This window comes from Lactiplantibacillus brownii, assembly GCF_031085375.1.
In the GTDB taxonomy this organism is placed as follows: Bacteria; Bacillota; Bacilli; order Lactobacillales; family Lactobacillaceae; genus Lactiplantibacillus; species Lactiplantibacillus brownii.
Map to the genome: position 1 here is coordinate 1 of NZ_JAVCWF010000010.1, position 9,926 is coordinate 9,926.

The 9,926-nt window shown below is 36.4% G+C and carries 13 protein-coding genes and 2 pseudogenes; 7 read left to right on the forward strand and 8 right to left on the reverse strand.

Going from position 1 to position 9,926, the window contains the following annotated elements:
• Positions 1-219 precede the first annotated feature (219 nt).
• Positions 220-1,008, reverse strand: coding sequence for a nicotinamide riboside transporter PnuC (gene pnuC / locus RA086_RS15855; protein ID WP_308704636.1), 789 nt, complete (start codon positions 1,006-1,008; stop codon positions 220-222).
• Between the two features lie 266 nt (positions 1,009-1,274).
• On the opposite strand from pnuC, the gene RA086_RS15860 reads away from it, so the two are divergent.
• Positions 1,275-2,204 (forward strand): IS30-like element ISLpl1 family transposase, encoded by a 930-nt coding sequence (locus tag RA086_RS15860; RefSeq protein ID WP_308704637.1) that lies wholly within the window; start codon positions 1,275-1,277, stop codon positions 2,202-2,204.
• Between the two features lie 145 nt (positions 2,205-2,349).
• Positions 2,350-2,916: a hypothetical protein gene (locus RA086_RS15865; RefSeq protein ID WP_308704638.1), complete on the forward strand. Its 567-nt coding sequence runs from the start codon at positions 2,350-2,352 to the stop codon at positions 2,914-2,916.
• Positions 2,917-3,151: 235 nt separating this feature from the next.
• Here RA086_RS15865 and RA086_RS15870 read toward each other — a convergent pair whose 3' ends face one another.
• The 3 genes and pseudogenes from RA086_RS15870 to RA086_RS15880 all read right to left on the reverse strand — a co-directional run bounded on the left by RA086_RS15870 (position 3,152) and on the right by RA086_RS15880 (position 5,854).
• On the reverse strand, positions 3,152-3,901 hold the full coding sequence (locus RA086_RS15870) for a replication initiation protein (RefSeq protein ID WP_098040835.1): 750 nt from the start codon (positions 3,899-3,901) through the stop codon (positions 3,152-3,154).
• A gap of 798 nt (positions 3,902-4,699) precedes the next feature.
• Positions 4,700-4,911: pseudogene (locus RA086_RS15875) on the reverse strand (hypothetical protein).
• A gap of 355 nt (positions 4,912-5,266) precedes the next feature.
• The gene (locus RA086_RS15880) at positions 5,267-5,854 is read right to left on the reverse strand and encodes a site-specific integrase (protein WP_308704639.1); all 588 of its coding nucleotides are present in this window, start codon (positions 5,852-5,854) and stop codon (positions 5,267-5,269) included.
• A gap of 79 nt (positions 5,855-5,933) precedes the next feature.
• Here RA086_RS15880 and RA086_RS15885 point away from each other — a divergent pair, with 79 nt between their 5' ends.
• Positions 5,934-6,212, forward strand: coding sequence for a type II toxin-antitoxin system Phd/YefM family antitoxin (locus RA086_RS15885; protein WP_058906977.1), 279 nt, complete (start codon positions 5,934-5,936; stop codon positions 6,210-6,212).
• Positions 6,212-6,568, forward strand: a complete 357-nt coding sequence (locus RA086_RS15890) for a type II toxin-antitoxin system YafQ family toxin (protein WP_308704640.1) — start codon at positions 6,212-6,214, stop codon at positions 6,566-6,568. Before RA086_RS15885 ends, RA086_RS15890 begins: the two co-directional genes overlap by 1 nt.
• Positions 6,569-6,839: 271 nt before the next feature.
• On the opposite strand, the gene RA086_RS15895 is transcribed toward RA086_RS15890, so the two are convergent.
• The 4 genes from RA086_RS15895 to RA086_RS15905 all read right to left on the reverse strand — a co-directional run bounded on the left by RA086_RS15895 (position 6,840) and on the right by RA086_RS15905 (position 7,880).
• Complete coding sequence (locus RA086_RS15895) at positions 6,840-7,103, reverse strand: metal-sensing transcriptional repressor (protein ID WP_308704641.1); 264 nt, start codon at positions 7,101-7,103, stop codon at positions 6,840-6,842.
• Between the two features lie 46 nt (positions 7,104-7,149).
• Positions 7,150-7,299 carry a thioredoxin family protein gene (locus RA086_RS15900; protein ID WP_308704642.1) on the reverse strand — a complete coding sequence of 50 codons (150 nt, stop codon included), beginning with the start codon at positions 7,297-7,299 and terminating at the stop codon, positions 7,150-7,152.
• Between the two features lie 39 nt (positions 7,300-7,338).
• Positions 7,339-7,398 carry a thioredoxin domain-containing protein gene (locus tag RA086_RS15990; RefSeq protein WP_407659106.1) on the reverse strand — a complete coding sequence of 20 codons (60 nt, stop codon included), beginning with the start codon at positions 7,396-7,398 and terminating at the stop codon, positions 7,339-7,341.
• A gap of 137 nt (positions 7,399-7,535) precedes the next feature.
• Positions 7,536-7,880 carry a winged helix-turn-helix transcriptional regulator gene (locus RA086_RS15905; protein WP_103127231.1) on the reverse strand — a complete coding sequence of 115 codons (345 nt, stop codon included), beginning with the start codon at positions 7,878-7,880 and terminating at the stop codon, positions 7,536-7,538.
• A gap of 125 nt (positions 7,881-8,005) precedes the next feature.
• On the opposite strand from RA086_RS15905, the gene RA086_RS15910 reads away from it, so the two are divergent.
• From RA086_RS15910 to RA086_RS15920, 3 genes and pseudogenes are all read left to right on the forward strand, one after another.
• On the forward strand, positions 8,006-8,623 hold the full coding sequence (locus RA086_RS15910; protein ID WP_308704643.1) for an NAD(P)-dependent oxidoreductase: 618 nt from the start codon (positions 8,006-8,008) through the stop codon (positions 8,621-8,623).
• A gap of 3 nt (positions 8,624-8,626) precedes the next feature.
• A pseudogene (locus tag RA086_RS15915) lies at positions 8,627-8,791 on the forward strand (transposase); the annotation flags it as partial.
• A 191-nt stretch (positions 8,792-8,982) separates the two neighbouring features.
• Positions 8,983-9,912 carry an IS30 family transposase gene (locus RA086_RS15920; protein WP_308704644.1) on the forward strand — a complete coding sequence of 310 codons (930 nt, stop codon included), beginning with the start codon at positions 8,983-8,985 and terminating at the stop codon, positions 9,910-9,912.
• Positions 9,913-9,926: the final 14 nt, after the last annotated feature.

The following is a 9,926-nucleotide window of genomic DNA, read 5'->3' on the forward strand; positions in this document are numbered from 1 at the left end:
AGTAGTTATAACCTTTTTCTAAGTTCCACTAGCTATTTTCAAATCAAACACCGTGTTTATCAAAATTACGAGTAACAAAATTACACCGGTACTGTAGAAACGCTATTCAATATCCCGATTCCTTTTAACAATGATCGTGATAATTTTCTATAATTCCTAGCAACCTTTCTCATACCAAAAAGCACGACTGCATTAACAGCCGTGCTCATTATATTCAAATTAGTGATTCAATCCAAATGCCCGATTATCACTAGCATCCGCGCTAGCTACATCACTAGCTGCTTGTTCTTCGGCCATCAACCGAGCGCGTTCATGTTTGTTATACCAAGGTGAAACAGTGAAAGCCAAGACATCGTTCATCAGATAAACGGAACTATTAATGAACATTGCTAGTGTCGCCGAACCTTGACGGAACGAGATGAACCAGAGGACCATTTGTGCTAAACCAGAGGCAATCCACCAGAAATACTGGTTGTTGTAACGGAGGAAGCAAATAACGCCGGCCGTTAAACAAATCGCAAAACTAATGGCATCGACCCATGGCCGGGGATCATCAGTTAAGGCACCAATAAGATAGCCGGAGATGGCATAAACAACTAAAGTTGCGACAATTGCGACGATCCACGTCTTACCCGTAAACTTCCGAATCTTTGAAACCATGTTGACGTTCCAATTAGCACTTAATAGTACTGGAATATCAAGCGTTACGACGTAGGCTAATTGTTCCCCAATGCTTAAATAGTTCTTAGCTGAAAAACCAACTACGATGAAGCAAGCGGCGGAGATGACGCCTAATAATCCATTGACTGACTTAGCCGCATTAATGGCTAACACACAAAGAACACCCAAAGTGGTCCCAATAAATGTTAAAATAGACAATGCTGTAATTGGCGCACTTACTAACGTCATTACTTGACATCCTAGGCTAAAATAGAATAGATAGTAGTTCTGTTGTGGCCAACCTTTTAGTTGGTGTGATAAGAATTTAAAATAATTACTCAAAATCATGCTCCTCTTTCCGTTTTCATATGCGGTTGTGTGTCTAGTTGGCCAACCAGTCACGTCACACTACTACATGTAGTGTTTCCGTTTAAAACAACACAATATATTGTATCATTATCTTGGCCGATGAAAAGGGTAAAATTCCAAATTTATATTGAATTGTTTACAATTAAGGTAGATTGTAAAATTAATCCGAACGCTGTTCGGACAAAAAAGATCAGCTTCCTTTAAAATGGTGTTTACCACAAACCCATCTTTTAGGAGCTGATCTTTTGTCTAGTATAACCTATTCCGAACGAATTAAAATCGAAACCTTTTGTGAACTAGGGCTGTCCAATATCCAAATGGGCGTTCGGCTGAACCGATCACCGTCAACAATTTCTTATGAATTATCTCGATGTCAACCTTATCAGGCTGAATTAGCACAAACAGATGCCGAATACAAGCGATCACGATGTGGTCGGAAAACTAAGCTGAGCGATGAGTTAAAGCAAAAAATTCTCAACCATTTACGTCTAAGCTGGTCACCAGGAATGATTGCTCACGAATTTAAACTAGCTACTAAATCTATTTATAATTGGCTAAATCAGGGGAGAATTGGTTTCTCCTTGAATGATCTACCTGAACATGGCGTACGCCAACGGCGTAACGTTGACCAACGATCCAAATATAATCAATCTTTGGGGCGATCAATTGAACAGCGTCCCATGATGATTAATCAACGTAATCGCATCGGCGATTTTGAACTAGATACAGTCGTTGGTCCTCGTGGGCATAGTAAGGCAGTTTTATTAACTTTAATCGATCGCAAATCACGGTTCCTTTGGGCATACCGGTTAAAAGATCGGACGACAGCGACTGTTAATGAAGCACTAACTAAGTTCCTAACCACTTTTAATGGTCCGGTGCACAGCTTTACTGTGGACCGTGGCACTGAGTTTAGTGGGCTAGTATCACTTGAATCACAATATGGTATTAAGACCTATTACTGCCATGCTTATACGCCAGCTGAACGTGGTAGTAATGAACGCTTTAATCGGAATTTACGTTATTTTTATCCTAAAAAGACTCGTTTTGAGCACATTAGTGCTCAAGATTTAACGACGACGTTACTCCAAATTAACCAGCGAACGCTTAAAATACTCGACTGGCAAACACCGTATCAGGTTATGCTGACAAATTTGTCCAAAAATTCGGATTAAATTTGCAATCTACCATATATAGTGATAGTAAAATTTAATTTCATGCGATATAGAGCCCCTTTTTCCTTAACTGGATCAAGGGGGCTTTTTTGTGTTGATAGTGTATAATTGTATGTATTAATAGACGTACAAGGAGCTGAGACGCGTGGAAGACGTACAGGAGACAAAAAGACAATTTAAGACAAAGACAGATCTTGCTAAAAGTTTAGGCATTGGGTCTCGTCAAACTTTGTATAATAGGGCCGAGAGAAATGGAATAGATTTAGACAAGCTAAGTTTCACTGAAGAAGAGTTGTCTATATTGTCTGGTAAAAAGACGTCCGTTACAACTGAACAATCCAGTGGACGCATGATACAAGACAGACAGGAAAAGGAAGCTCTGAAAGCCCTAAAACGAGAATTAGAGATTAAAAATAAGATAATTGATAATTTAGAACAAGATAAAGCGGATCTATCCAAGAAACTAGATAAGAGCCAGCAGCTACAAGACCAGCAACAACAGTTATCCTTAAAAGATCGTGCAGAGTTAGATAAGTTGAAAATAGAACTCGATAAATACAAGAAGATTGAAACTGAAGAAGTAGTTATACAGCCTAGTGAGGCAAAAAAGACGCCTACAAATACTGATAAAACAGTAAATAAGACGTCAAATGTACAATTAGACAAACAAGAAGACAAACCTAAAAAGCATTGGTGGAATATCTTCAATTAATCAATTGGTATATAAAAATGAATTTTTTAAGATTTTACAAATTTGAATTTTAAAAATATTGATATAACGGCACTCTTAAGTAGTATTTTGGCTATACTAATTATTTTGATAAAAATAGCTTAAAAATAATCAGTCATGTAGCGAAGTTTTAATAAGGATCATTATGTCAACTAGCTTTTATCTGACTTTGGTATAGCTTAGTTTGAAACGACAATTATAACTATTTAGTGCGGATTTAGTCAGAATTAATGGTTATTTCATATCCAGTGACTTTGACACCTTTTTTAATCGTATTCAAAACAATAGTGACATTTAATGTTTCAATTAATTCATCTACGGCCACATTCAAAACTTTTTGTTTGAATCGTCCAGCTGTCCAATTGCTCGAACGGTCAACTCCTAGGAACCAATCTTGCCAATCGTTCATTTCACCAGTAATCGTAACTGTTTTCTGATTACCCATTTTCTGGGCTTGATACATTTTCATAAGGATTAGAGTGTATTTAGACTTAATTCGTGATAATTCTGATAGATGGAAAGAGTAGTATTTCTCCCTCAAATCAAAGACATAGGGTGCCACATGCTCCGAAAACTTAAATGTAATCGTTTTATTTTTAGAAATACGAATGAAATTAAATAATTGGGTCATTAGTACGCTATCAGAACCATCTTCATCTTTAACAAGGAAATAAAGCGGTGTTTCTTCATTCAGCGTTTTAAATCCTTTGATTACACGAGTATAGTTAGTGCCAGAATCTGTTAAACCAAAGTGTTTCAGCACATCTGAAGCTTGTGCCTTGAAAGTGTCGTCCAGTTTCGAATCACGTGTAACGTAACTAAAACAGAAATCTAGTAATTTGTGTTCAAAAGCTTTTAAATTGCCGAATGCTTTGGCTAAGTCGTTCCCTTGAGTAACCAAATAATCTTGTCGGCTTAGTAAGTTTTTAGTTAATTCATTGGTTTTAATTTCAACTTTTTCTTTCATTGTCTTAACCGCCTTTTCAACTCTAATACAATTATAACCATAAATGCAAAATAATTCAAATACAGTTAATAAATCCGCACTAAATAGTTATAATGTCCGCACTAAATAGTTATAATGTCCGCACTAAATAGTTATAATGTCCGCACTAAATAGTTATAAAGGTATGCTGTATCCCTTGGTATGACTGCATTTTCATTCCCTTAATGTACTATAATGTATTTAAATGTATTTATAAATGTATAAACTTATAGGGCTAGCCTAGGTTAAATTACAAGTAATAAACACTAAATGATTAAAAAATGAGAAAAAAACTTCAAGAATTAGACCACGAAAAAAGATATACGTTTACAGGATTTGTAGAACGACCAGGTAAAAAGAGAGAAAACAATCATTGGAAACCAACATTGCTATTAACTAATTTAATGATTATTAAATAAAACGTATATTTTATCTACATAAATCTTGTATATACATAATGTGAGCAAGGGACGTGACCCTTTGCCCCCGTGTTAGGTTATGGTTGGCTAGTCGTAGTACGGAAGCAAAGTTTTATAGAAACTTTGGCTTTCGCCAATTCAGTGTTAAGACTGGTTTAGAGCTGTCAATTCCTTATGCTCCCACGCTGCGCTCATCCGCTACCATTGACAGCAAACAGTTAGTTTTTCTGAATCTCAACAAGAATTTAGCTGCTATGTTCGTTTTTTAGGGCCTTATTTTTCGTTTCTAGGGACTTTAAGACTATTTATATATATTTATACCAAAACAAAAATAAAAGGCCCTCAGTGAGCTTTTAGAGGGCTAGATGACGAAACCAGGACGATTAATAATATCTTCTTGTCTTTTTTGCAAAATATAAGTATACAGGGAATCATCAAATCCTTGTTGATCTCGTCAGGTTTATTGACAGAAGCTTCAAACAATTCTTGAATATCAACTTGCCAAGGATCAGCAAGCATTTCATCAATTGGTTTTAATACTTTCTTTTCGTCAATCTTAATGACCCCTAACATCAAAATAATGCTTTCAGTTTAAATTCACAGATCTTACAGCACCGTTATTCAAAATTTGTTACCAAGCTTATAAAAATTATCTGCACAAAGCGACTAAAAAATTTTGGCTTAAAACAGCATGATCTGCAACACTTTTTAAATATTTAAAACATAACAATCTTCGTTAGGTGCAAACATAAATTGAATTTAAAATACAGTCAATTCAACAACGGCAAAAACTGATTTCATGGTTATCAGCAGACCGAGTGAAACGAGGTCAATGCGCACTTACACACCACAATTAAAATTGCTGGTGTTTGTGCTTAAAATCTGTCTCAGAAGTTGCCTTCGTCAACAACCAAAAATCCAAATAAAACTAACCAAAATCAATTTGATCTAACATAGTTTCGGTACTGGCCTGGTCTAAGCCTAAATAAGCTAAAGTCATGGCTTCACTGGAATGATTTAATAAGTGCATGACTAAGCCAATATTGTAATTGGATTGCGTATAAACGCGATAAGCCCCAGTTTTGCGCATCGTGTGGGTACCAAGGTAATTAATGCTTAAAAGATCGCCAACCTTACTCATAATTTTGTAGAACTGTTTTTCCGTAATATGCCGTTCTGGGTGTTGAATGGACGGAAAGAGCCATTCAGAATCCAGCTTATGATCAAGCAGCCATTGACGGTACAATAAGAGCTCTGTTTGAACAGGTTTAAGGTACAAGGTATTCGGTTTACCAGTTTTTCGGTCATGAATAAACGCATTTTGTTTAATAGAACCGTCCGGATTAAAAATATCGGTTTGTTTTAAGCCCATAACGTCACTCACTCGCAGTAGCGTCGCTTTACCAACTTGAAAAATCGTATAGTTACGTCGGCCAGCTTTAAAGTTGTTGAGTAAGGTATCTTGCACCTCTTTGAGAACGTTTGAATCTTTGATGGGTAAGACAACTTGTTGCATAGTTTTAGCTCCTTAAAAAAAAATTGATTTTTAGTACAAATTAAAGTACAATATTAAGTACAAAGAAAGGGTGGTAAATATGACATTAGCACTAACACAGAGTGATTTTCGCGCTAACCTAAAAAAATATTTAGATCAAGTTAATGACGAAGATGAAACCGTTTATATTGCTCGTTCAAATAGTCGCGCAGTAGCCATCGTTTCACAAGAAAAAATGGACTGGCTAGAAAGAGCATTAAAAGCTAAAGAAGGTTCGTTAGAATATGCAATTGCACGTGATCAGTTAATTAAACGCCATGTTTTACCTGACGATGAAATTGTTGCATCAGATGATGATTATTGGGGTCAGTTTAAATAATGAAAAAACTAAGATTTAAACCACGTGCAACCTTTAATGCTGATCTAAAACGGTTAGCCAGTTTAGACAAATCTATTATTGATGAAGTTCGAGCAGCCATTGACCTGTTGCTTGAGCAACAACAATTACCACCAGAATTTGAGGATCATGAGCTTAATCGGCGCATGAGCGGTTATAATGAATTTCACTTACGAGATACCCCGAAAAACAAAACACCAAGCGAAACTAACGATGTCCTGGTGGTTTATACGATTGATAAAGATGAACTAGTCTTAATTGGCATTCGAGTCGGATCGCATGATCATTTATTTCCTGGTCAAAATCGTGCCAAAAGGTATCGAAAAAATGACGAATAAAAGAAGTTATTTCTTTAATATTAAAATAAATAACCCCCAAGATCTATATTATAGATTTTGGGGGTTATTCTTTCAATGTTTTCGAGGGGCGATTTGTGAATTATAGTCCCTAATATAGGGACAAAGCTTATTTGAAAGTTTTTCTCAAACACATCTGTATTTTAGACTGTGCCACTATTATTCTCTGTTATAGGGTTTAATTTAGACAGTTCTAATGAACATATCTAACTTAAATAGATTGTGAGACACGAAATGGCTATTAAGGTATGCCCTATTTGCCATTTAGCAAAACTTTTATTGCTTGGCTGTACTGTTCTTGAGTATTTTTAACCTCAGAATAGCCACGAATGTTTTCTGCAATAATTAGTTTAATAGTTTTATCAAAACTCGCCTTAGCAGCTACTAGTTGAGTGATAACTTCCTTACAGTCTCGGCCTGTTTCCATCATATGAATAACACCTTTAATTTGCCCGCTAGCGCGGCTTAATCGATTTTGTATTTGGGTGGTTGCAGCGCTTTTTAGTATATTTGACATGGTTGATCTCCTTAAAGTATTAAACTAACTGTTTTTAGTATTCCAACTATATAACGGCGCTGGTTGTTCCCCGACCAGTTTGTTTACCAATTTGCCATTTTTTAATAATTAATGTTGGAATTCCCTGGATGCCTAATTTTTGAGCAATTGCACGACTATGGTCGATGTTAATCGAGAAGGAATTGATTTTTCCCAAATTGCTCTTCCTCGGAAAGATGGTACAAAACTGGATCCATTATTTACAGGGCCCACACCAATCAGCTCTGAAGTCAATTAATGATATTCCCTCATTCAGTCATTTTATCAAATGTGCGATTATTTATTTCTGTTATTACAGCTGTCATAAATACCAATTAATTTTTTAAAATATTTGCCTTTGCTGTAAGCAGACATAAACTTAACAATCATAAATTTTCAATATTGAACTTTATTTTAAACATCATTTGTGTGTATAGATTCTTTGTATATTTCTCCCCATTTCCACATTTCACGAATTAACGGTTTTAATTTCCACCCAATACTTGTTAAAGAATATTCTACTTTAACAGGTACTTCTGCGTATACTTCTCTATGGATTAACCCACGGATTTCCATGATTTTTAAATGCTGTGACAATACTTTGTTCGATACGCCGTCCAGCCCCTTGGCTAATTCACTGAAACGTTTAGTGCCATTTAATAATTCACGAATAATCAATATTTTCCAGTGATCACCAATTAAAAGAGCAGTAGTTGCAACTGGACACTGTGGGAGCTCTAAGTACTTTAAATCTGTCATATACGCCCTTCTTTCTATAGTTACTAATTAGTAACTAGGTTACTATAACATATTTTATTTACATTTATAACCAAGTATTTTACCATAATAAGTACACAAATATCTTAATTTAAAGGAGAAAGATTATGAATATCGGTATTATTGGTGCAACAGGTAAATTAGGCAACTTGTTAGTTGAAAAATTACTTGATAAGGGCGAGAAGCCAATTGGCATTGTTCGAAACAAGTCTAAGCTAGTAACTAATATTCCAGTTATTGAGAAAGATATTTTCAATCTGACATCTGGCGATATTAAGGGGTTAGACGTTCTAGTAAATGCTTTCAATGCACCCTTGAATGACCCAAAACAGTTCATCACATCTACTGAACATTTAATCAGTATTTTAGGAGGTACTAAAACCCGCTTAGTATTTGCTGGTGGAGCGGGAGTTTTATTAGTTGACGAAAAGACCAGATTGGTTGACACACCGGAAGTCCCGGCAGAATTCAAGCCCATTGCGGAGGCCGAAGTAACTGCATTTGAAAAACTAGCTAAAGTTAAGGATTTTGATTGGACCTACATGGCTCCCCCAGCAGTAATGGACTTTGATGCACCCCACACAGGCCGTCATGCTTTTTCTGGTAATAAATTAGGTGTGAACGAATCTGGTAAGAGTTTTATCAGTTATTCAGATTATGCCGACGCATTTGTTGAAAAAATTTTCAATCCTGAAAACCACTCAGTTGTTGGTGTTTACGATTAATTAATTCGACCAGCTTTAGAAAATTTTTGCAAGCAAACTAAGCCTTGGAAGTATGGCCTCTACGAGACCATCTGTGCGGTCCTATATGTCTTGAAAAACGATTGCCAATGGCACCAAGTTCCAGACGTTTTCCCAGAATGGCGGTCAATGTACAACTATTACAAAATTTAGTTAACTAAAGTCGTTTTTGCGCTATTGCCTAAGAAGCTGTCTAAAATCTATGATTTTTGATATACTTCTATGTAAAAAAGTGAGTTTAAGGTAGATTGTAAAATTAATCCGAACGCTGTTCGGACAAAAAAGATCAGCTTCCTTTAAAATGGTGTTTACCACAAACCCATCTTTTAGGAGCTGATCTTTTGTCTAGTATAGCCTATTCCGAACGAATTAAAATCGAAACCTTTTGTGAACTAGGGCTGTCCAATATCCAAATGGGCGTTCGGCTGAACCGATCACCGTCAACAATTTCTTATGAATTATCTCGATGCCAACCTTATCAGGCTGAATTAGCACGAACAGATGCCGAATACAAGCGATCACGATGTGGTCGGAAAACTAAGCTGAGCGATGAGTTAAAGCAAAAAATTCTCAACCATTTACGTCTAAGCTGGTCACCAGGAATGATTGCTCATGAATTTAAACTAGCTACTAAATCTATTTATAATTGGCTAAATCAGGGGAGAATTAGTTTCTCCTTGAATGATCTACCTGAACATGGCGTACGCCAACGGCGTAACATTGACCAACGATCCAAATATAATCAATCTTTGGGGCGATCAATTGAACAGCGTCCCATGATGATTAATCAACGTAAGCACATCGGCGATTTTGAACTAGATACAGTCGTTGGTCCTCGTGGGCATAGTAAGGCAGTTTTATTAACTTTAATCGATCGCAAATCACGGTTCCTTTGGGCATACCGGTTAAAAGATCGGACGACAGCGACTGTTAATGAAGCACTAACTAAGTTCCTAACCACTTTTAATGGTCCGGTGCACAGCTTTACTGTGGACCGTGGCACTGAGTTTAGTGGGCTAGTATCACTTGAATCACAATATGGTATTAAGACCTATTACTGCCATGCTTATACGCCAGCTGAACGTGGTAGTAATGAACGCTTTAATCGGAATTTGCGTTATTTCTACCTTAAAGGAACATGTTTTGAGCACATTAGTGCTCAAGATTTAACGACGACGTTACTCCAAATTAACCAGCGACCGCTTAAAATACTCGACTGGCAAACACCGTATCAGGTTATGCTGACAAATTTGTCCAAAAATTCGGATTAAATTTGCAATCTACC

Coding starts and splice junctions, on each gene's coding strand:
- pnuC (WP_308704636.1), bottom strand. CDS start 1,008: ATGATTTTGAGTAATTATTTTAAATTCTTATCACACCAACTAAAAGGT.
- RA086_RS15870 (WP_098040835.1), bottom strand. CDS start 3,901: ATGAAAGAAAAAGTTGAAATTAAAACCAATGAATTAACTAAAAACTTA.
- RA086_RS15880 (WP_308704639.1), bottom strand. CDS start 5,854: ATGCAACAAGTTGTCTTACCCATCAAAGATTCAAACGTTCTCAAAGAG.
- RA086_RS15885 (WP_058906977.1), top strand. CDS start 5,934: ATGACATTAGCACTAACACAGAGTGATTTTCGCGCTAACCTAAAAAAA.
- RA086_RS15890 (WP_308704640.1), top strand. CDS start 6,212: ATGAAAAAACTAAGATTTAAACCACGTGCAACCTTTAATGCTGATCTA.
- RA086_RS15895 (WP_308704641.1), bottom strand. CDS start 7,103: ATGTCAAATATACTAAAAAGCGCTGCAACCACCCAAATACAAAATCGA.
- RA086_RS15905 (WP_103127231.1), bottom strand. CDS start 7,880: ATGACAGATTTAAAGTACTTAGAGCTCCCACAGTGTCCAGTTGCAACT.
- RA086_RS15910 (WP_308704643.1), top strand. CDS start 8,006: ATGAATATCGGTATTATTGGTGCAACAGGTAAATTAGGCAACTTGTTA.